Source organism: Brevibacillus agri (assembly GCF_004117055.1).
In the GTDB taxonomy this organism is placed as follows: domain Bacteria; phylum Bacillota; class Bacilli; order Brevibacillales; family Brevibacillaceae; genus Brevibacillus; species Brevibacillus agri.
The window spans coordinates 400,001-419,519 of sequence record NZ_CP026363.1 but is presented as its reverse complement, the minus strand read 5'-3'; the positions used below and the strand labels follow the sequence as shown (position 1 = coordinate 419,519).

General features: G+C 52.9%; 19 protein-coding genes, 10 tRNA genes and 1 pseudogene (1 of these 30 only partly in view). 26 read left to right on the top strand and 4 right to left on the bottom strand.

Annotated elements, in window-relative coordinates; all coding sequences use genetic code 11:
• The first annotated feature begins 3 nt into the window (after positions 1-3).
• From BA6348_RS02230 to BA6348_RS02210, 5 genes are all read left to right on the top strand, one after another.
• Complete coding sequence (locus tag BA6348_RS02230) at positions 4-456, top strand: threonine/serine exporter family protein (protein WP_025848765.1); 453 nt, start codon at positions 4-6, stop codon at positions 454-456.
• Positions 428-1,855 (top strand): tRNA lysidine(34) synthetase TilS, encoded by a 1,428-nt coding sequence (gene tilS / locus BA6348_RS02225; RefSeq protein ID WP_005828623.1) that lies wholly within the window; start codon positions 428-430, stop codon positions 1,853-1,855. Before BA6348_RS02230 ends, tilS begins: the two co-directional genes overlap by 29 nt.
• On the top strand, positions 1,852-2,391 hold the full coding sequence (gene hpt, locus BA6348_RS02220) for a hypoxanthine phosphoribosyltransferase (RefSeq protein WP_005828622.1): 540 nt from the start codon (positions 1,852-1,854) through the stop codon (positions 2,389-2,391). The genes tilS and hpt overlap by 4 nt, the downstream gene beginning before the upstream one ends.
• Before the next feature lie 69 nt (positions 2,392-2,460).
• Positions 2,461-4,386 (top strand): ATP-dependent zinc metalloprotease FtsH, encoded by a 1,926-nt coding sequence (ftsH, locus tag BA6348_RS02215; RefSeq protein ID WP_005828620.1) that lies wholly within the window; start codon positions 2,461-2,463, stop codon positions 4,384-4,386.
• A gap of 95 nt (positions 4,387-4,481) precedes the next feature.
• Positions 4,482-5,351 carry a Cof-type HAD-IIB family hydrolase gene (locus BA6348_RS02210; RefSeq protein WP_005828619.1) on the top strand — a complete coding sequence of 290 codons (870 nt, stop codon included), beginning with the start codon at positions 4,482-4,484 and terminating at the stop codon, positions 5,349-5,351.
• A 133-nt stretch (positions 5,352-5,484) separates the two neighbouring features.
• Here BA6348_RS02210 and BA6348_RS26480 read toward each other — a convergent pair whose 3' ends face one another.
• A complete protein-coding gene (locus BA6348_RS26480) occupies positions 5,485-6,075 on the bottom strand; it encodes a hypothetical protein (protein WP_165328971.1) in 591 nt (196 codons plus the stop codon).
• Between the two features lie 47 nt (positions 6,076-6,122).
• On the opposite strand from BA6348_RS26480, the pseudogene BA6348_RS26475 reads away from it, so the two are divergent.
• The 4 genes and pseudogenes from BA6348_RS26475 to nadA all read left to right on the top strand — a co-directional run.
• Positions 6,123-6,656: pseudogene (locus BA6348_RS26475) on the top strand (helix-turn-helix domain-containing protein); the annotation flags it as partial.
• 39 nt (positions 6,657-6,695) lie between these two features.
• A complete protein-coding gene (locus tag BA6348_RS02200; RefSeq protein ID WP_122952819.1) occupies positions 6,696-7,499 on the top strand; it encodes an ABC transporter substrate-binding protein in 804 nt (267 codons plus the stop codon).
• 41 nt (positions 7,500-7,540) lie between these two features.
• Positions 7,541-8,296: an alpha/beta hydrolase gene (locus BA6348_RS02195; protein ID WP_122952818.1), complete on the top strand. Its 756-nt coding sequence runs from the start codon at positions 7,541-7,543 to the stop codon at positions 8,294-8,296.
• 135 nt (positions 8,297-8,431) lie between these two features.
• Positions 8,432-9,376: a quinolinate synthase NadA gene (nadA, locus tag BA6348_RS02190; protein WP_007776421.1), complete on the top strand. Its 945-nt coding sequence runs from the start codon at positions 8,432-8,434 to the stop codon at positions 9,374-9,376.
• Between the two features lie 205 nt (positions 9,377-9,581).
• Here the strand turns inward: nadA and BA6348_RS02185 are convergent, their stop codons facing one another.
• A complete protein-coding gene (locus BA6348_RS02185) occupies positions 9,582-10,073 on the bottom strand; it encodes a PCYCGC domain-containing protein (RefSeq protein WP_026556962.1) in 492 nt (163 codons plus the stop codon).
• A gap of 193 nt (positions 10,074-10,266) precedes the next feature.
• On the opposite strand from BA6348_RS02185, the gene BA6348_RS02180 reads away from it, so the two are divergent.
• From BA6348_RS02180 to BA6348_RS02150, 7 genes are all read left to right on the top strand, one after another.
• Positions 10,267-11,274, top strand: coding sequence for a metal ABC transporter substrate-binding protein (locus BA6348_RS02180; protein ID WP_122952817.1), 1,008 nt, complete (start codon positions 10,267-10,269; stop codon positions 11,272-11,274).
• 180 nt (positions 11,275-11,454) lie between these two features.
• Positions 11,455-12,225 (top strand): metal ABC transporter ATP-binding protein, encoded by a 771-nt coding sequence (locus BA6348_RS02175; protein ID WP_005828605.1) that lies wholly within the window; start codon positions 11,455-11,457, stop codon positions 12,223-12,225.
• Between the two features lie 37 nt (positions 12,226-12,262).
• Positions 12,263-13,102 carry a metal ABC transporter permease gene (locus BA6348_RS02170; RefSeq protein ID WP_005828603.1) on the top strand — a complete coding sequence of 280 codons (840 nt, stop codon included), beginning with the start codon at positions 12,263-12,265 and terminating at the stop codon, positions 13,100-13,102.
• Between the two features lie 38 nt (positions 13,103-13,140).
• A complete protein-coding gene (locus BA6348_RS02165) occupies positions 13,141-13,566 on the top strand; it encodes a Fur family transcriptional regulator (protein WP_122952816.1) in 426 nt (141 codons plus the stop codon).
• Between the two features lie 216 nt (positions 13,567-13,782).
• Entirely contained in the window at positions 13,783-15,405 is a 1,623-nt protein-coding gene (nadB, locus tag BA6348_RS02160; RefSeq protein WP_005828599.1) for an L-aspartate oxidase, read from the top strand.
• The gene (gene nadC / locus BA6348_RS02155; protein WP_005828597.1) at positions 15,395-16,240 is read left to right on the top strand and encodes a carboxylating nicotinate-nucleotide diphosphorylase; all 846 of its coding nucleotides are present in this window, start codon (positions 15,395-15,397) and stop codon (positions 16,238-16,240) included. Before nadB ends, nadC begins: the two co-directional genes overlap by 11 nt.
• A 12-nt stretch (positions 16,241-16,252) precedes the next feature.
• Positions 16,253-17,017, top strand: coding sequence for a type III pantothenate kinase (locus BA6348_RS02150; protein WP_122952815.1), 765 nt, complete (start codon positions 16,253-16,255; stop codon positions 17,015-17,017).
• Positions 17,018-17,076: 59 nt separating this feature from the next.
• Here BA6348_RS02150 and BA6348_RS02145 read toward each other — a convergent pair whose 3' ends face one another.
• On the bottom strand, positions 17,077-17,505 hold the full coding sequence (locus BA6348_RS02145) for a GNAT family N-acetyltransferase (protein ID WP_242507436.1): 429 nt from the start codon (positions 17,503-17,505) through the stop codon (positions 17,077-17,079).
• Positions 17,506-17,715: 210 nt separating this feature from the next.
• Positions 17,716-17,844 (bottom strand): hypothetical protein, encoded by a 129-nt coding sequence (locus tag BA6348_RS27620; RefSeq protein ID WP_255320432.1) that lies wholly within the window; start codon positions 17,842-17,844, stop codon positions 17,716-17,718.
• Between the two features lie 451 nt (positions 17,845-18,295).
• Here BA6348_RS27620 and BA6348_RS02135 point away from each other — a divergent pair.
• From BA6348_RS02135 to BA6348_RS02090, 10 genes are all read left to right on the top strand, one after another.
• A tRNA-Ser gene (locus BA6348_RS02135) sits at positions 18,296-18,388 on the top strand.
• 11 nt (positions 18,389-18,399) lie between these two features.
• Positions 18,400-18,473: transfer RNA gene (locus BA6348_RS02130), tRNA-Glu, on the top strand.
• A gap of 84 nt (positions 18,474-18,557) precedes the next feature.
• Positions 18,558-18,633: transfer RNA gene (locus BA6348_RS02125), tRNA-Val, on the top strand.
• 47 nt (positions 18,634-18,680) lie between these two features.
• Positions 18,681-18,757, top strand: a tRNA-Met gene (locus BA6348_RS02120).
• Between the two features lie 77 nt (positions 18,758-18,834).
• Positions 18,835-18,911 (top strand) — tRNA-Asp (locus BA6348_RS02115).
• Positions 18,912-18,952: 41 nt separating this feature from the next.
• Positions 18,953-19,028 (top strand) — tRNA-Lys (locus tag BA6348_RS02110).
• 21 nt (positions 19,029-19,049) lie between these two features.
• A tRNA-Leu gene (locus BA6348_RS02105) sits at positions 19,050-19,136 on the top strand.
• Positions 19,137-19,160: 24 nt separating this feature from the next.
• Positions 19,161-19,236 (top strand) — tRNA-Gly (locus BA6348_RS02100).
• A 152-nt stretch (positions 19,237-19,388) separates the two neighbouring features.
• Positions 19,389-19,462 (top strand) — tRNA-Arg (locus BA6348_RS02095).
• Positions 19,463-19,478: 16 nt separating this feature from the next.
• Positions 19,479-19,519 (top strand) — tRNA-Pro (locus BA6348_RS02090); it runs 36 nt beyond the window's last position.

The following is a 19,519-nucleotide window of genomic DNA, read 5'->3' as shown; positions in this document are numbered from 1 at the left end:
AGTATGTTTTTTCAAGGTTTGGCGCTGAGCTTCGTCTCGTCAATGGCGTGGTGTGTGCTGTTTAACGTCCCGGTCCGCACGATTTTGGCCGGCGGATTGGCAGGTATGGTCGGTTTTTGCGTGTTCTCGCTGTTGCCGGTCTTGGGCGCGGAAGTGTTGCTTTCGACATTTGCTTCCGCGGCGATCGTCTCGTTGCTGAGTCAATTTTTATCCATCTTGCTTCGCGTTCCTTCGACCAACTTTAGCGTTGCGGGCATCATCCCGCTCGTTCCGGGGTCTTTGGCTTACAAGTCGATGCTCGCTTTCGTGAACAACAACTACGTGGAAGGCATTACCCTGGCGACCAAGACGATGATGGTGGCCGGAGCTATCGCATCTGGACTTATTTTTGGTATTTCCGTCGTGACGATCTGGAAAGGAGCCCGCTATGCTGGCAAGCGTACACAACGAGATTGAGGCTTCCGGGCTTTTGCTTCCCGGGGAAACGATTGTGGTAGGGGTTTCCGGCGGCAATGATTCTACAGCTCTTTTGCATATATTGGCTTCTCTCAATAAACAATATCAATACGGCTGGAAGCTGCATGCCGTACACCTGAATCACGGCTTTCGCGGAGAGGAGGCCAGGCTGGACGCACAGTACGCAGAGGCGTTGTGCAGCGAGCTTGGCGCAGTTTTTCACCTGTTTGCGTACGATGTTCCCTCCTATATGAAAAAGACGGGAAAAGGGAGCCAGGAGGCGAGCCGCGAGCTTCGCTACCGCTTTTATCGCGAGGTAGGCAGCGCGCACGGGGCGAGCAAGCTGGCATTGGCGCATCATGCAGACGACCAGGTCGAGACGATTTTGTTTCGCCTCGTTCGCGGCAGCAGGCTGCAGGGACTTACAGGCATGCCGCAGCGTCGCATGCTGGAGGACAGCGAGATGGAACTGGTGCGTCCTCTTTTGCATAAAACGCGTCAGGAACTGGAAGCCTATTGCCAGGAAAATCGTCTTGTCCCGCGTGAGGACAGCAGCAACCGATCGCGCAAGTACAAGCGCAATTTGCTGCGTCTTGACGTGATGCCGTTGCTTGCCGAGGTGAACGAGAGGTACCGCGAGCATATTCTCGATCTCGCCAGGGCGATTTCGCAGGATGAAGCTTTTTTGACACGGCTGGCCCGCGAACGTCTGGATGAGGCCACGATCGAAAAGAAACAGGAAGCATTTATGATTGACAAAGACAAGTTTCAAACTTGTGACGTTGCTTTACAAAGGAGAATGATTACTCTAATATTAAGTTATCTCTCAAAACATACCGAATGGTCTTCGCAGCATGTGGAGACCGTTTTGCACATGCTAGGGGGGAGTCGCCCTTCTGCGGAACTGCATTTGCCCGACAACATGGCGGTAAGCCGGATGTACGGACGAGTACTTTTTAGTCGTAGGAAGCGGCAAGACTGCATACATACCTATAGTTACGAACTCGCAGTTCCAGGGGTGACCCGGATCGACGAGAGCAATGCCACGGTACATATTTCTTACCTTGAAGGTCCCATGGATTGGGGGCGACTCCCGGGCAATGAAGCGGTGTTTGACGCCGATCAGCTTCCAGGAGCGCTGTATTTGCGTAACCGGAAACCAGGAGACCGTCTCACCCTGTTTGGCTCGGCAGATGGAAAGAAGCTGAAAGATCTACTCATTGATGCCAAAATTCCGCGAGCATGGCGGGACAAACTTCCGCTCTTGACGGCGGGCGATGAGGTAATTTGGGTACCAGGCGTGCGCCGTTCCGCCGTGGCGCCGGTAAATGGACAGACCAGGCGTTTTCTACACGTGCGGGTAGAGTTTGGAGAAGATTGGCGGGAGGTTTTTTCATGAATCAAGACATCGAGAAGATTTTGCTATCAGAAGAAGATATTGCAGGAAAGGTAAAGGAATTGGGCAAGACACTGGCTGCCGAATACAAGGACAAAAATCCGTTGGTGATTTGCGTTCTGAAAGGCGCGGTTGTTTTCATGGCTGACCTGATCCGCCACATGGATATTCCGTGCGAAATGGATTTCATGGCGGTTTCCAGCTACGGAAGCGGAACCGAGTCCTCCGGCATGGTGAAAATTCTGAAGGACCTTGATACCTCCGTGCAAAACAGACATGTGCTGGTAGTAGAAGACATCATGGATAGCGGATTGACACTGAGCCGATTGGTAGAGCTGTTGCGCCATCGGGAAGCTGCCTCTGTGAAAGTCGTGACACTCCTCAACAAACCGGAGCGTCGCAAGGTGGATATTTCGCCAGACTACAGCGGTTACGATATTCCGGACGAGTTTGTCGTCGGATACGGTCTGGACTACGCCGAGCGGTATCGTAATTTGCCGTACATCGGGGTATTGAAGCCTGAAGTCTACACCAAGTAGCTTTGTTGTGGAGACTCGGCAAAATATGATAAAATGTGAAAAGTGTCTGTTCGTGAGAGGAGGTAAGGAATGAATCGCTTTTTTCGTAATACCGGGTTCTACCTGCTGATTTTTCTTGTCACGGTCGGGATCGTGAATTTCATCCTCTCCGGTACTGATAAGGTTGGGAAACTTACATATCAGGATTTCCGGGTACAGCTTAAAGCTGACAATGTTACAGAACTATCCATGCGCCCTGAAAATGGTACATACAGGGTAGAGGGTACACTAGCTAAAGCTATTCCGGGACAGGAAAGCAACAAATTTTTTACCAACGTTCCTTTGTACGACTCTGATGTTGTAAAGCTGGTCGAGACGAAAATTGATGAACAAAAACTGAAAAAGGTAGAGTTCAATCCAGCGGAGGGCAACAGCATTTGGCTCACGTTCCTGACCTCGATCATTCCTTTTGTCATCATTTTCATCCTGTTTTTCTTCCTTCTGAACAATGCCCAGGGTGGCGGCAGCCGAGTGATGAACTTCGGAAAAAGCCGCGCGAAGCTGTACAACGAAGAGAAGAAGCGCGTTACGTTTGACGATGTAGCGGGTGCAGATGAAGAAAAAGCGGAGCTGGAGGAAGTCGTTGAGTTCCTGAAAGACCCGCGCAAATTTAACGCCGTTGGTGCCCGTATTCCAAAAGGGGTCCTGCTCGTAGGTCCTCCAGGTACTGGTAAAACCTTGCTCGCCCGCGCTGTTGCTGGTGAGGCAGGCGTTCCGTTCTTCAGCATTTCCGGTTCTGACTTCGTGGAAATGTTCGTCGGGGTGGGTGCATCCCGCGTGCGTGACCTGTTTGAAAACGCGAAGAAAAATGCTCCGTGCATTATCTTCATCGACGAGATCGACGCCGTAGGTCGCCAGCGTGGAGCTGGTCTCGGCGGTGGTCATGACGAGCGCGAGCAAACCCTCAACCAGTTGCTCGTAGAGATGGACGGTTTCGGCGGCAACGAAGGCATCATCATGGTGGCTGCGACCAACCGACCTGACATTCTCGACCCGGCGCTTCTGCGTCCAGGACGTTTTGACCGTCAAATCACAGTGGATCGTCCCGACATCAAAGGCCGTGAAGCGGTGCTCAAGGTTCATGCCCGCAACAAGCCGCTTGGCGACGACGTGAAGCTGGATGTGATTGCCCGTGGTACTTCGGGCTTCACAGGTGCTGATTTGGAGAACTTGCTGAACGAAGCTGCTCTCCTTACTGCCCGCAAAAACAAAAAGCAAATCAGCATGAAGGAAGTGGACGAAGCGATCGACCGCGTCATTGCTGGTCCGGCGAAAAAGTCTCGCGTTGTCAGCGAGGACGAAAGACGCCTGGTTGCTTTCCACGAAGCCGGTCACACCATTATCGGCTATCACCTGAGAAATGCAGAAATGGTACATAAGGTAACGATCATTCCGCGCGGCCAGGCTGGCGGATACACCGTGATGCTGCCAAAAGAAGACCGTTTCTTTGCTACCAAAACAGATTTGCTCGACAAAATCGTCGGCCTCTTGGGTGGACGAGTGGCTGAGGAGCTGGTGCTCGGGGATATCAGTACCGGGGCACACAATGACTTCCAGCGCGCGACCGCGATTGCCCGCAGCATGATTACCGAATACGGGATGAGCAGACTCGGTCCGATGCAGTTCGGCAAGAGCCAGGGACAGGTATTCCTGGGCCGCGATTACGGCAACGAGCGCAACTACTCCGACAAGATCGCCTATGAGATTGATCTGGAAATGCAAAACATCATCAACGAATGCTACGCCAAGTGTAAAGAGTTGCTGACCAAGCACCGCGATCAGCTCGATCTGATTGCGAACACTCTGCTGCGCGTAGAAACACTTGATGCAGATCAGATCAAACAACTGATCGAGACGGGCAGAATGGACAACGATCCAGACAATCCGGATAACGGCGATGTGGTCGTCAACATTCAACCGAAGCAAGACGAAACAAACGAAGAACCGAAACAATAAGGGGCGCCTCAGGTGCCTCTTTTCTTCATAAAAGGACAAGAGGTTTGCTTTCGCAAAATCATAATCAACCGAATCGATCTGGAGGAGGAGAAATGATGCTGCTTACACCGGGAATGGCTGCATTTGATATGGACGGTACGTTGTTGAACGAGGCATCACAAATGACAGAAGGGACGAGAGCGGCACTGTTCAAGCTGCAAGAAAAGGGCTGCAAGCTGGTGCTGTCGACAGGCAGAATGTTCGGCTCCGCCCAAGTCCCGATTGACTCGTTTCCATTTGACGGATACGTATGCAGCAACGGGGCAGCGATTTATGAAAAAGACGGCACGCTGGTTCGCCGCTTTTACTTGTCCAAGGAAATGGTGATTGATGCGATCCATGCGCTGCGACAAGAGCCGATTTACTACGAACTGCATGATACGAACAGCAACCGCTGGATGGTGCAGGAGGATCGTGAGCGTCTGGAGGCGATCATCGAGCAGGATGCATCGGTGGAGGGAGTCTCCATGCGGCAGTTTGCGTTTTACAGGCTCGCCCGCGTCGCGCCGCTTGCGGAAATGCTGCAAAAAATCGAAAGCGGAGAAGCGGAAATCGTCAAGTTTTTCGTCTGGGACAACAATCCGGAACGGCTGAAGCGGGTTGCTGAGCAGTTCAACCCGTGGCAGGAGCAGGTGACGATCACTTCGTCCGGCAAGCAAAATATCGAGGTCATTCCCCACGGCGTTTCCAAATGGGAAGGACTGCTGTATTTTTGCAAGACGTGGGGAATAGCGCCCGAACAGGTGATGGCGTTCGGCGATGCGGAGAACGATCGCGAGGCGTTGACCGGGGCTGGCTATTCGGTGGCGATGGAAAACGCAACGCCTGCGATCAAGCAGATTGCCAAATATATCGCGCCGCATCATAACGACGATGGCGTAGCCCGATTTATTTTGGAACGCGTGATTGGCGAGCCGACGATATAGCCGACAAAGTGGAATCATAGCTGTAAAAGTCTTTAAAAGCGGTAGCAAAACTCTCTCTGCCGAGAAACCGTCCTTAGCCTGGGCGGTTTTTGTTGTTGTTGTTGAGAATGGTTATCAATTATAATGAGCGTAGCTATTCGGAGAGGAGAGAGTACCCCCTATGATGCAAAAAGAGCTTTTTCTTCTGTGGAATCACGCTTCCGTCAAAGTCATGGACGTACGCCACCAGATTGTGCGGCCAGGGGAAAAACAGAGGTTTGATCCGCTCCCTTCGAGTGTGTTTCTGTATTTCATTCGCGGTCGCGCCGAGGTGTTGCTGGATGAGCTGGCGTATTCTGTGCGCAGCTTTCACGTCATTCACGGCGGCAAGGGACTGACGCTCGAAATCACGGCCTGCGAAAACGACGCGGAATACTACATTCTTTTTTATAAAGCGGTTATTTCTTTGCCATGCCGCCAGGAAATCATGCAGCTTTTGGAGCGGCGCAACTGGTTTTTGGCTCCGTATGCCTTTATTCCCCAACAGTCTGTCGCCCTGTTCGATCAGGTGGAAAAGCTGCACGCAGTTTGGCAGGCGAACGACGCCGATCCTGTGCGGCAACTGCGGGCGAGAGGGCTGTTTCAGCTTTTTGTCTCCGAGCTGTTGCGGCAAATGGACGAAGAAGCGCGAGGCTACGGAAAAGCCGACCTTGTTTCCCAGGCGAAGCAGTTCATCCACACGCATTACAGCAAGCCGATTACGCTGGAGACGATGGCGAAAAGCTTACCTACAGCATTCCGTATTTGTCCAGGCTGTTCAAGCAGCAGACGGGGCACAGCCCGATCGACTACCTCATCAGCGTGCGGCTGGACAGGGCAAAGGCATTGCTCGCGCAAACCGATGCCTCTTTGCAGGAGGTTGCCGAAGGCGTCGGGTACAGCGACCTCTCCTACTTTATCCGCGCGTTCAAAAAACATACGGGTGTCACGCCGGGACAGTTTAAGGAACAGGCGGCCAGCGTGCGTGCAGGCTCAGAATATCCTGTGAAAAGGCTAAGATCATCCCTTGTACGAATCTCCCCGCACAACTACAATCTGTTTAATAATGAAAATCATTATCGAAAAGGTGAGGGAGAGAAAGTGCAGCTATTCAGAAATGGAACCAAAGGCAAAATGCACAAGCTGATGCTGGGGCTCGCGTTGCTTTTGAGTGCATGCTCCAGTCCTGGGAATGGCGGGGCAGTCAACAGCAGTCCTCCGCAGTCGACGCAGCAAACAACAGAAGCTTCGGCCGCAGCGAATGCCCAGCAAGCGAAGCAGCAGTAATGGCCGCGAACCTATGTGGATGCGACAGGAAAAGAAGTGGTGATTGCCAAGCAGCCACAGCGTGTTGCCGTTACTCACTTTGGAATGATGGAGTATTTCTTTGCGCTGGAAACACCTCCGATCGCCTCTACACTGGCAGAGCGCATGCTGGGATCGTTTGAAACGTTGAAGCCTTACGCCAAAACAGCCACAGTCAAAGATATCGGTGAAGTGACTACACCGAATCTGGAGCTGATGACGGAGCTTGAACCGGATTTGATTGTAGCTTTTTCCGGGACGCACAATGACGTCTACGAAGATTTGAGCCATATTTCCACCGTTGCGATGATTAACAATACAGAGGAGCGAACCTGGGCAGAGACGCTCCGCGAATACGCCAAACTGATCGGCAAAGAGCAGTTGGCCGAGGACTATATCACGAAGCTGGAAGCGCTGATGGCAGAAGCCGGAGAAAAATTGGCCGCGAAAAAGGACAAAACCGTGACGTTCCTGCGGGCATCGGGTGACGGCAGCACTTTTTACGTGCTCGATGACAATGACGTCTCGTATGCTTTCGATGAAAAATCCGGGCTGGGCCTCAAACCTCCCGGCCAGTACAAGCTGGAGGGCGACGTCGTTTCTTTGGAAGGCATAACAGTGCTCGATCCCGACTACATTTTCCTCGTCGATTATTTGGACAATATGGATACGACGCTTGCCGAGCTGAACAAAAGCAAAGTGTGGCAGTCGCTGAAGGCTGTAAAAGCAAACCATGTGTATCCGCTTGATGTCTCAATCAGTACAAAAGGTCCGTTGGCGGTTGAGTACACGACGAAGGAGCTGCTCCGGGTTCTTGCGGAATAGCCTCCAAAATCAATCGCATGGACGGAGAGGAGAGCGGGCAGATGAGTCAGCCTAGCGTGCTACACGATACGTTTAACGAACGACAGTTATTGATTTACTTGCCTGACGGTTATGCGGACAGCGACCAGCGTTACCCTGTCGTCTATTTGCAGGACAGCGGAGATTTGATTGAGCCAAACGATAGCGACACCTTGCTGAAAGTGCGGGAGCTGACGGCGAAGGGCGAGTTGCCAGGCATGATTTTTGTCGGAGTGGCTTCGTTTGATCGCAACGACGAATACACGCCGTTTGTTTCGCCCAACGTGTTTGAGCCAGGCAAGATGTTTGGCGGCAATGCATCCGTCTACGCCCGTTTTCTGGCGAACGAGCTGAAGCCGTACATCGACAGTAAGCTGCGGACGCTGCCGGACAGAGAGCATACGGGGATTATGGGCTTTTCGTTTGGCGGGCTTATCTCCGTCTACACGGCGTTCTCGTATCCGGATATTTTTGGGCGAATCGGGAGCTTTTCCGGCTCCTTCTGGTTTCCGGGCATCATCGAATGGCTGGAGCAGTTGCCCATCCGCCAGACAGGCCAGCGCCTCTACATGAACCTGGGACATGCAGAAGGTGCAGGCCGCACGAACGGACAACAGTGGATGGTGCCCAACAGCAAAAAGGTGTATGAACTTTTGCTGCAAAACGGCTTTACCGAAAGCACGGTGCGCCAGGTGATTTACGAGAGCGAGTACCATTCCTTCGATCTGGGGGTGCAGTACGTCCCGGAGGCGCTGCAATGGTTGTTCCGGGCAGAGTAGACGAGAGCGACAGGCTCATATCCTTTTTAAAAGGAAAGGATAGGCAAATCATGTAACAACGCTTACATTGACAAGACCCAGTAATCAGCTTACAATGACCGTAAATTATGACACCACCGTAGGGGGATTTTTTCCATGGACGCTTTAGCGTTAGAAAAAAAAGCCCAGCGCAACGCTGAGTTACGTGAACGACTGATGCAGTTGAAGAAAGAACGTAATGCCATCATTCTTGCTCATTTTTACCAACGTCCTGAGATTCAGGAAGTAGCCGACTTCATTGGAGATTCCTTTGGACTGGCACAAAAAGCAAAGGAAACCGATGCAGATGTGATCTTGTTCTGCGGAGTTCACTTCATGGGAGAAAGTGCAAAAATTCTCAATCCCCAAAAGAAGGTTATCATTCCTGATGAGCGCGCAGGCTGTCCAATGGCGGACATGGTGAACGTAGAGGGGCTGCGCAAGCTAAAGGCACAGCATCCGAATGCGAAAGTAGTGGCGTACATCAACACTTCTGCTGACGTCAAGGCAGAAACACACATCTGCTGTACGTCGTCTAACGCAAAGCGAGTGATCGAATCTGTGGACAGCGAGGAGATCATCTGGGTTCCGGACAAAAACCTGGGCCACTACGTCTCCCAGTTTACGGACAAAAAAATGATTATTTGGGAAGGCTACTGCAATACGCATGACCAGTTGTCCGTCGAAGACATCATGACGTTGAAGCAGCAGCATCCAGAGGCAGTGGTCGTCGTGCATCCGGAATGCCGCCCGGAAGTGGTTTCCTTGGCCGACTACGTAGGCTCCACAACCGGAATCCTCAAATACTGCCGCGAATCGTCCCACAAGGAATTTATCATCGGGACCGAGGACGGTACACGCTACATGCTGGAAAAGGACAGCCCGGACAAGACGTTTATTTTCGCGTCCAAATACCTCGTCTGCCCGAACATGAAGGTGAACAACCTGAAAAAATGCGTCGAGGCGTTAGAGACCATGAAGCCGGAAATCTACGTGCCAAAAGAAATCGCAGACGCGGCGCGCGCGTCGCTGGAGCGGATGCTGGAAGTAGCTCCGGCGTAAGCGGATGGCCTGTTGATCGGCAATCATTTTTATGAAAAGAGAGAAGGGAGCAGAGCTTGTTGCAAGCTTTGCTCCCTTTGTTGCTGTCTCGCGTGCGAAGCAGTCTACGACTCCGCCAGAGGCTGAAATCCTTTCTGCTATCCCCAAAAAGCTCCCTCGTGAGGAAGCGACAGCGTGCCAGTCCCTGATGAAAACTGCCCGATGCTCAAGACGGCATAGGAGTCGGTGTCGGTTTTCCGTAGCCTTCTTTGTAGGTGTGGTCGATGTAGTCGCGGATTTCTTTTGTCGATTTTCCAGCCTGCTTCAGCTTGGAAGAAATAACGGCAATCTCCATGCAGACGCCGCAGCGTGTCCCGTGGTCATCCCAGACGATGGAGCCATCCGGCTTTTCCTCTTTGATAAAGCAGTTGCCGTTGTGCAGATGTCCAGCGCTCTCTCCGCAGCCGCAGTAGCAAGGGATGGATTTGAGCAGCTCGCGGTTGGTGCCGGCGATTTTGTACGATTCGATAATGACGGGGTCTTGATTATCTAAAAACTTCGGAAGCTGATCGACGGAAGCTGTCATTTCCTGCAGGTCACCATTCGGAGCGTGCTGTGCGTGATTCGCGTGATCCTGACCAGCTTGATCGTTAGAGCCACAGCCAGCAAGCAGAGCTGCGGTGATGAAACTGATCGCTAACCATGATTGTCGTTTCATTTTGGACATACCTCCTGCCTTTTATCTTATCATAACGGCATGGAGAAATTGTGAAGCTATGATCGACGTTGCAAACAAATGACAATTAAATCGGAATAAATCCTATTTACTTTTTGGGCTTCAGTCCTTATAATGAAAAACGATCATGAAACTAAATCGGAATCATTTTGAATTGGGTAGGAGGAGCACAGAGATGAAAAAGGGCCTGATGGCGATCGTTAGCCTGATTGCAGCGGTCAGCATTGCCGGATGCGGCGCAGCCGATCAGACAGCAAGCACACCTCAAACCGGCGGCGATGCGAGTGCCAAGCCAAAAGTATATACGACTATTTATCCGCTCGAATACGTAGCCAAGCGTATCGGGGGCGACCATGTGGAAGTGACCAACATCATTCCGCCCGGAGTGGAGCCGCACGATTACGAGCCAACTGCAAAAGACATGGTGGCGTTGGCGAACGCAGACATTTTTGCCTACAACGGCAGCGGCCTGGAGCTTTGGGTCGATAAAGCGGTAGGCAACCTCGACAAAAACAAGACTGTGATCGTCAATGCGTCGGAAGGTCTGGACTTGCTGAAAGCGACAGAACATGAACACGAGCACGAAGGGGAAGCAGCGACGGAAGAAGGGCACGAGCATGAGGGAGAAGCCGCGACCGAGGAGCACGGCCATGACCACGGCGAATTTGACCCGCACGTCTGGCTGGACCCTACGAAGCTGAAGGCGCAGGCGGAAAAAGTGAAAAATACGCTGGTGCAAAAAGACCAGGCGCACGCTGCCGATTATGAGAAAAACTACGCGCAATTGGCTGCCGACCTGGATCAGTTGGACCAGGAGTTTAAAAACATGGTCTCGCAAGCTGCCAAAAAAGAATTTATGACCTCGCACAGCGCATTCTCCTATTTGGCGAATCGGTACGGACTGGAGCAAGTATCCATTTCCGGGCTGAATCCGGCTGACGAGCCGTCGCCAGCAGAATTGAAAAGTCTGGTCGATCATGTGAAGGAGCACAACATCTCCTATGTCATGTTCGAAACGCTCGTCTCGCCAAAAGTAGCGGAAGTGATCGCGAAGGAAGCCGGCGTGAAGACGGCGACGCTCAATCCGCTTGAAGGTTTGACTGAGGAGGATGTAAAAGCTGGACGTGACTACTTGTCCATCATGCGTGACAACCTGGAGACTTTGAAAGTCGCATTGAAATAAGCTTGCAGCAAAAATGTCGCTATCTACAGCGGCATTTTTTTCTTTGCCTGCCCGCGATTTTGTCCTGATAGCCGGGCTTCAGGCGTTTTTGCCAAATAGGAGGGTTGTGGTTCGGGCAAAATCGTAGTAGGATGAAAGGTAACAAATCAGAACAAATCCGATTTAAAGGATGATTATTGCATGGAACCAATGACCCAAGGAGTGCCTGTGGTAAAGCTCACGGACGTCTCCTTTCAATATGAAGACAAACTGGTTCTGGACGGGGTGGAGTTTTCGCTGGAACGAGGAGAGTTTGTCGGGATTGTCGGCCCGAATGGCTCGGGAAAATCAACGCTGATGAAGCTGATCCTTGGGCTGCTCACCCCGAACAAGGGAAAAGTCGAGCTGTTCGGTCAGCCTCTGTCCAAATTCCGCGAATGGAACCGGATCGGGTATGTAGCACAGCAGGTAGCTCACGGAGCTGGCGGCTTTCCCGCGACGGTGCAGGAAGTCGTGGCTTCCGGTCTGGTGGGGAAGGTCGGCCTTTTCCGCAGACTGAACGCCCAACATCATGCGAGCGTGCGGGCTGCCGTCGAGCGTGTCGGCTTGGCGGAAAAGCTGAATCAGCGCATCGGCAGCCTGTCTGGCGGGCAATTGCAGCGCGTATTCATCGCGCGTGCGCTCGTGGCGGAGCCGGAGCTGTTGATTCTCGATGAGCCTACTGTCGGTGTCGACCAGGAGTCGATTGAGCAGTTTTACGGTCTGCTTCGCTCGCTCAAAGAGGAAAACGGCCTGACGATGATGATCGTGAGCCACGACGTCGGCGTCATGTCGCAATGGGTGACAAAAGTAGCTTGCGTGCAGAAGAAGATTCATTTTCATGGAACGGCTCACGAGTTTGAGCACAATCAGGAAAAAATATTGCAGAGCATGTATGGTGATTCTGTCCGGCTTTTGTCTCATCACCATTAAGCCGTTGCAAACGAGATAACAAAGAAGGAGTATGAACATGCTGGCTGATTGGTGGCAGTATGATTTTTTGCGGTACACCCTGTTTTCGGGGATTTTGATTGGCCTGATTTGCCCGTTGCTCGGGACGTTTCTCATCGTCCGGCGCTTGTCGATGATGGCCGACGGACTTTCTCACGTCACGCTCTCGGGCGTGGCGGCGGGGATGCTGGTCTCGAAAAAAATTGCCTTTTTCTCGGCAGTAAACCCGCTGTTTTTCGGGATGCTTTTTGCGGTAGTCGGCTCTTTGTTCATTGAACGGCTGCGCAAAGTGTACAAAGCGTATCAGGATTTGGCGATCCCGATCATTTTGTCCACAGGTCTGGGGCTGTTTACGGTGTTAATCAGTGTGGCGGACGGATTCAACGCTGACCTGTACTCGTATTTGTTCGGGAAAATTGTCACTGTCTCCATCGAGGACTTGTATGCGCTGATTGGCGTAGCAGTCGTTGTGCTGGGCACCGTCTTTTTGATTTACAAGGAGCTGTTCGCCGTCTCCTTTGACGAAGAGTTCGCCCGGGTGTCCGGTGTCGCGCGCAGATCGATCAACCTGTGGTTCATGGTGCTCGTGGCGCTTACGATTGCCGCTTCCATGCGGATTGTCGGCGTGCTTTTGATTTCCGCGCTGATTACGCTTCCGGTTGCGGCGAGCCTGCAAATTGCCCGAAGCTTTCGCCAAACGATCTTTTTCTCGATTCTGTTCGCAGAAATCTCCGTGTTGAGCGGTTTGTATTTTGCCTATCTCTTCGATTGGGCATCTGGTGGTACAATTGTGTTGATGGCCGTTTTGATTATGCTCGTTGTCTTGGGAGTCAAAAAGCTGCGTGTGATAATGCGATAGAGTCATCAGGTTAAGACAAAAGGAAGGAGTGTTTGTCGATGAAAGTGGAAGAAGCCCTGCAAATTTTGAAGGAGCACGGGTACAAATATACCGGCAAGCGGGAGGAAATGATCCGCATCTGCGCAGCCGAAAAGCGCTACTTGTCTGCCAAGGATATTATGGAACGAATCAAGGAGCAGTATCCGACGCTCAGCTTCGATACGGTTTATCGCAACATCTCCACTTTTGTTGAGCTGGGGATTTTGGAGGAGACGGAGCTGGAGGGAGAAGGCCGTTTTCGTCTCGCTTGCTCCGCCGACGGGCATCACCATCACCACGTCATCTGTACGGAATGCGGGAAGACCTCTTCCCTGCCAGGCTGTCCGATGAACGTCATGGCGGCTGTCCCGGAAGATTTCCAGGTGACCGGGCACAAGTTTGAAGTGTGCGGAACCTGCAAGGAATGTGTCGCCCAATCCAACTGAAGCTAGTTTGCCTGCAAAGAGTGTTCGCCTGAGGGCGGGCGCTCTTTTTTTGCAAGAACAGCCTTTCGCCAAAACGCGATCGCTCATCCTTGAGAAGTCTTTCGATACAGGTTTTCTTACGCCTGAAAAGGAACTCTTCCAATGTAGTTTTCATCCGGTCGGTATTTGCTATAATGGGTGGGAAATCATCAGTTACGGAGAGAAGGGACAGCAGCCATGATTCCCCGTTATATCGCGGATTTTGATTTGCAGTCGTTGCCTCGATTGAAAACAGACGTAGCCGTTGTAGGAGCAGGGATAGCCGGGTTGTATACGGCATTGCAGACGAGTGAGTTTGCGGATGTAGTTCTGATTAGCAAAAAAGGGCTGGATGACAGCAATACCCGCTGGGCACAAGGGGGGATTGCCGCCGTTACTGCCAAGTCGGATTCTCCTGCCTTGCATCGTCAAGATACGCTGATCGCCGGAGCTGGACTTTGCTCGTACGAAGCGGTGGAAGTGCTCGTACACGAAGGCCCTGATCGCTTGAAAGAACTGATTGCATATGGGACGGAGTTCGATCGGGATGAACAAGGCCAGTACGAACTGACGCAGGAAGGGGCGCACAGCAAGCGGCGCATTTTGCACGCAAACGGGGATGCAACCGGAGCAGAAATCGTCCGCGCTCTGTCCAAGCGGGTGATGGAGCAGGGGAACATTCGGGTGCTGGAGCATCATTTTGCCATTGATGTGGTCACACAGGATGGAGAGTGCGTGGGGGTCATCGTGCAAAAGCCGGAAGGGGACATGTTTTTCCTGGAGGCAAAAGCAACCGTGCTGGCGACCGGGGGAGCGGGGCAACTGTACCGCTACACGACCAATCCGGAAATCGCCACCGCTGACGGAATCGGCATCGCCTACCGGGCCGGGGCGCGCATTAAGGATGTGGAGTTCATCCAGTTTCACCCTACGGCGCTGTACTATCCGGGGGCGCCGCGCTTCCTGATCTCCGAGGCCGTACGGGGGGAAGGCGCGATTTTGCGCAACAGCAACGGCGACCGCTTCATGGACAAGTACCACCCGCAAAAAGAGCTGGCGCCGCGCGACATCGTAGCCCGCGCCATCGTCTCGGAGATGGAGCAGACCAAATCGTCGTTTGTGTATTTGGACATCACGCACGAACCGGAGGAGCTTATCAAGCGCCGTTTCCCGACGATCTACAACTTTTGCCTGCAATACGGACTGGACATGGTGACGGACTGGATTCCGGTTGCCCCTGCGTGCCACTACATCATGGGCGGCGTCCAGACCGATCTGAACGGCGAGACGACGACAAAACGGCTGTTTGCCTGCGGGGAGGCGTCCTGCACAGGGGTACATGGAGCCAACAGGCTGGCGAGCAATTCGTTGTCGGAAGCGGTCGTGTTCGGACATCGTATCGCGCAGCGGATCAAACAGTTGCCTGCGCTGCCTGACATTCGTCCGGTTCGGGCTGTATCTGCAGATCGGGATGCGCGCACGTTTAGTACACGTGAACAAAGAGTGAAGCTGCAAAAGCTGATGCTGCGGCATGTCAGCGTCAAACGCGACGAAAAAGGCTTGTTGAAAGCGCTGGCAGAACTGGAGCGAATGGAGCGGTTTTACCAGTACGCGGCGCAGGACCGGGAGGCGTTCGAGTTTTTGAACCTGTTGAACGCAGCGGTGCTGACGACGAGAGCCGCATTGCTTCGCGAAGAAAGCCGCGGCGGGCACTATCGCAATGATTTTCCGAATAAAGACGATTTGTTATGGCGCAAGCATTTGATCCAGACGTTTGAAGACGGCGTCCAAGAGGAGTGTGGAAAAAACGATGTGGAATAAACGGGAGCTGGAGCGAAAAATCGAAGAGTGGCTGCAGGAGGATCTGGGCTTTGGCGATGTGACGACGCTGAGCACGATCCCCGAGTCCGAGCAAGGAACGGGAATTTTGTACGCAAAGGAAGCGGGAGTGGTAGCCGGGCTGCCGATTGCCCGGCAAGTGTTCGCGACGGTTGATCCCGCGCTTGTGTTTACGGCAAAAGTAGAAGAAGGACAGCGGGTGGAAGTCGGTCAGGAGCTGGCAGAGGTGCGCGGCTCCGTGCGGTCCATCCTGAGCGGCGAGCGGCTTGCGCTCAATTTAATGCAGCGCCTGTCCGGCATCGCGACGAAGACGAGCGAATACGTGGCAGCGGTAGCGGGAACGAAAGCGCGGGTAGTGGATACGCGCAAGACGACTCCGGGACTGCGTTTTCTCGAAAAGTACGCCGTTCGCGTCGGAGGCGGCCACAATCACCGTTTTGCCTTGTACGATGCGGTGATGATTAAAGACAATCACATCAAAGGAGCGGGCGGCATCGCACAGGCGGTCGCTTCGGCGCGGGCAGCGATTCCGCACACGATGACGGTAGAGGTGGAGGCGGAGTCGCTGGACCAGGTGCGTGAAGCATTGGAAGCGGGCGCGGACATTATCATGCTGGACAACATGTCTTTGGAAACCATGAGAGAAGCGGTGGCGCTTATTGATGGCCGCGCGGTTGTCGAGGCTTCCGGTGGCGTCAACCTGGAGACGATCGGAAATATTGCCAAGACGGGCGTGGATGTCATCTCTGTCGGCGCTCTGACCCACTCGGTCAAGGCGTTTGATATCAGCCTGGATTTGAATACGCGCAAACGGTAAGGAGCGACCTGTATGCTACTGGTGATCGACATAGGCAACTCCAACATCGTCCTCGGTTTGTACGAGGGCGAGGTGCTGCGGCATCATTGGCGGATTGCCGCCGACCGGAACAAGACAGAAGACGAGTACGGCATGCTGGTAAAAAGCTTGTTCAGCAGTGCCGGTCTGACGATGGAGCAGGTCAGGGGAATTATCTTTTCCTCAGTCGTGCCGCCGTTGAACACGGTGATTGAGCGCATGTGCCGCAAATATTTGCGCCAAAAACCGCTGATCGTCGGGCCGGGGGTCAAGACCGGGCTGAACATCAAATACGAGTATCCGCGCGAAGTAGGCTCGGACCGAATCGTCAATGCGGTGGCGGCCATCCACGAATACGGGGCCCCTTTGATTGTTGTTGATTTTGGGACGGCGACGACTTTTTGCTATGTGGACGAGCGCGGGCAGTATTGGGGCGGAGCGATTGCGCCGGGCATCGGAATTTCCACGGAGGCGCTGTTCAGCCGCGCGGCAAAGCTTCCGCGCATCGAAATCACAAAGCCGGCAAGCGTCGTAGGGCGAAATACGATTGCGGCCATGCAGGCGGGCATTTACTACGGTTTCGTGGGCCAGGTCGAGGGGATTGTGCGCCGGATCAAAGCGGAGTACCAGACGGAGCCGACGGTAGTAGCGACAGGAGGGATGGCTTCGCTGGTAGCAGACGAGACATCCTGCATTCAAGTGGTCGATCCTTATTTGACATTAAAAGGGCTGCGCCTGGTTTATGAGCGCAATCAGTGAATTGGTGAAAAACAGCCGTGGCAGGCAAGCGCTGCGGCTGTTTTTGATTGGAGATTTTGCTACACCATTTTGCAATAAAACAATTCCGGATCACCAGGGTCCAGGTGGCTGATGGTTCCGCTGTACTCGTAGCCGAGCTTTTCGCAGAGCTGCTGCATTTTTTTGTTCGATAGGTTAGTGGAAGTGAACAGCTTTGCGGTAGGGCATATTTTTTCCATGTGGAGCATCAGGGCTTTGCCGATCCCTTTTTGCTGATGCGTGGGATGGACGACGACGAGGTGGATAAAGCTTTGCTGAAAAAACGATTGGTTCATGATGGCGAAGCCTGCGGCATGCATGTCCAGGGAAGCGACATGACAGTGACCGGCTGCAATAGCGGATTGCAGCTCTTGCTCGCGACTGGCGGAGCCTAGCACGGCGGCATCTATTCGACAGACAGCGTCGATATCGTGAGACGTTGCTGGACGAATCGTTACTATGGCTTTCACGTCCTTCCATCATTTTTTGAGCCGTTTCCTTTCTTGTATGAAGAAGGGCAAGGGTGTTAAACTGGGAGTATAGACTTTGCGTTTTTCGGCATACGATGAAAAGGAGCCAACGCCGTTGCAGCGGCATTGGACTCCCGGGACAAGAAGCTGTGGCACACCCACGGCGCGCATGATTACAAAACCAGCGAACCCACCGTCGGGCGGTCAACCTTAGGCGGTGGGTTTTCGCTTGTTACGCCGTTTTCTTGCCCATTGGTACAGCTTTCTGCCACTAAACCAGAGGCTGAGCAGCGTTGCCAGTACTTTCAGGCAAAGGTAGAGCGTGCCGAGCGAGACCATCAGCGTCACCTCCTTTGCAGGAAGCTGCGCCGCGGCCTTCCACCGCCAATCTTGTCCTATGGTAAAGTATACCATTGTTTGGTGTGGCAGCCATCCCAAAAAGCTCGTTTGCTCTGTCCTATTTGGTGTAGGCGCGATTGCAGGCGTGCCTGTGAAAGATGGATGGATAGTTCATGGAGTAAAATTCGGTTTCGCGGGCAATTATAAATGCGTAGCTCGCAAAGGGGGCGTGACGTAATCAGAGAAAAAGAAAACGGATTTTGTTATTTTTTCGTTGACAGCGCGTGGCTCACGCGCTAAAATGGCTATTGTGCCTAGCAGAAAAGTTATATGACAGTGAACTTTTTAAATGAAATCAAAAAACTTCTTGCCAAGTCGATGAGCTTGTGATAACATACGAAGTCTGAAAGGCAAACAAGGTGGATCGCTTTGATCTCTTTCATATGTACATGGATGGATGTCCGAGCGGCCGAAGGAGCACGATTGGAAATCGTGTAGGCGGGGTTGACCCGTCTCGTGGGTTCAAATCCCACTCCATCCGCCATTAATTCTCATGGCCCGTTGGTGAAGCGGTTTAACACAGCAGCCTTTCACGCTGTCATACAGGGGTTCGAATCCCCTACGGGTCACTTATACACCCACCTAGTTGTTGGGGTCCCCGCAAAGTACTCGGTGTTGCTACAACGCAATCTCTTCTCTTTGTGGGGTACTTTGGAGGCTTAGCTCAGCTGGGAGAGCATCTGCCTTACAAGCAGAGGGTCGGCGGTTCGATCCCGTCAGCCTCCACCACTCTTAATAGTACGATCACAAAGCTAAGGCTTGATCGTTCAAATCGTCGCGGGATGGAGCAGCTCGGTAGCTCGTCGGGCTCATAACCCGAAGGTCGCAGGTTCAAATCCTGCTCCCGCAACCAAATTTTCTTTCTCCCTGTTTCCTGGGTCGATGTTTTGATTCATCACTTGGAACGCATTGGGCGGAGCGACATAATATGGAGCTGTGGTGAAGTTGGAGTTCACGCCGGTCTGTCACACCGGAGGTCGCGGGTTCGAGTCCCGTCAGCTCCGCCATTTATAACCTATCTCGGTTATGTTGGCGATTTTAATAGCACGAGCCATTAGCTCAGTTGGTAGAGCATCTGACTTTTAATCAGAGGGTCGAAGGTTCGAGTCCTTCATGGCTCACCAGTATTTTTGACAAGTGGATATGCGGTCGTGGCGGAATTGGCAGACGCGCTAGATTCAGGTTCTAGTGGTGGCAACACCGTGGAGGTTCAAGTCCTCTCGACCGCACCAACCCATCCTATGTTGGATGAAAATGCGGACGTAGCTCAATTGGTAGAGCGTCGCCTTGCCAAGGCGAAGGTCGCGGGTTCGAGACCCGTCGTCCGCTCCATCAATGTTCTCGGGTCTCTCACCCGTTCCGGGTTTACCCTCGCAGAACATCAAGGAAGAGTGTCACGGGCACTTCCGATCTGGCTTTGCAGGCAGCGTTTTGACGCAGCAGCGCCAGAAAGAAGCGAGACCCGTCGCCCGCTCCATTATCATGTGCCCTTAGCTCAGCCGGATAGAGCGTTTGACTACGAATCAAAAGGTCGGGAGTTCGAATCTCTCAGGGCACGCTTTTCTTTATATAGTCGGGAAGTAGCTCAGCTTGGTAGAGTACTTGGCTTGGGACC

Excerpts from the sequence above, each read along its gene's own strand:
- BA6348_RS02230 (WP_025848765.1), top strand. The coding sequence starts at position 4 with ATGTTTTTTCAAGGTTTGGCGCTGAGCTTCGTCTCGTCAATGGCGTGG.
- tilS (WP_005828623.1), top strand. The coding sequence starts at position 428 with ATGCTGGCAAGCGTACACAACGAGATTGAGGCTTCCGGGCTTTTGCTT.
- hpt (WP_005828622.1), top strand. The coding sequence starts at position 1,852 with ATGAATCAAGACATCGAGAAGATTTTGCTATCAGAAGAAGATATTGCA.
- ftsH (WP_005828620.1), top strand. The coding sequence starts at position 2,461 with ATGAATCGCTTTTTTCGTAATACCGGGTTCTACCTGCTGATTTTTCTT.
- BA6348_RS02210 (WP_005828619.1), top strand. The coding sequence starts at position 4,482 with ATGCTGCTTACACCGGGAATGGCTGCATTTGATATGGACGGTACGTTG.
- BA6348_RS26480 (WP_165328971.1), bottom strand. The coding sequence starts at position 6,075 with ATGCGTGTGGATGAACTGCTTCGCCTGGGAAACAAGGTCGGCTTTTCC.
- BA6348_RS02195 (WP_122952818.1), top strand. The coding sequence starts at position 7,541 with ATGAGTCAGCCTAGCGTGCTACACGATACGTTTAACGAACGACAGTTA.
- nadA (WP_007776421.1), top strand. The coding sequence starts at position 8,432 with ATGGACGCTTTAGCGTTAGAAAAAAAAGCCCAGCGCAACGCTGAGTTA.
- BA6348_RS02185 (WP_026556962.1), bottom strand. The coding sequence starts at position 10,073 with ATGAAACGACAATCATGGTTAGCGATCAGTTTCATCACCGCAGCTCTG.
- BA6348_RS02180 (WP_122952817.1), top strand. The coding sequence starts at position 10,267 with ATGAAAAAGGGCCTGATGGCGATCGTTAGCCTGATTGCAGCGGTCAGC.
- BA6348_RS02175 (WP_005828605.1), top strand. The coding sequence starts at position 11,455 with ATGGAACCAATGACCCAAGGAGTGCCTGTGGTAAAGCTCACGGACGTC.
- BA6348_RS02170 (WP_005828603.1), top strand. The coding sequence starts at position 12,263 with ATGCTGGCTGATTGGTGGCAGTATGATTTTTTGCGGTACACCCTGTTT.
- BA6348_RS02165 (WP_122952816.1), top strand. The coding sequence starts at position 13,141 with ATGAAAGTGGAAGAAGCCCTGCAAATTTTGAAGGAGCACGGGTACAAA.
- nadB (WP_005828599.1), top strand. The coding sequence starts at position 13,783 with ATGATTCCCCGTTATATCGCGGATTTTGATTTGCAGTCGTTGCCTCGA.
- nadC (WP_005828597.1), top strand. The coding sequence starts at position 15,395 with ATGTGGAATAAACGGGAGCTGGAGCGAAAAATCGAAGAGTGGCTGCAG.
- BA6348_RS02150 (WP_122952815.1), top strand. The coding sequence starts at position 16,253 with ATGCTACTGGTGATCGACATAGGCAACTCCAACATCGTCCTCGGTTTG.
- BA6348_RS27620 (WP_255320432.1), bottom strand. The coding sequence starts at position 17,844 with ATGGTCTCGCTCGGCACGCTCTACCTTTGCCTGAAAGTACTGGCAACG.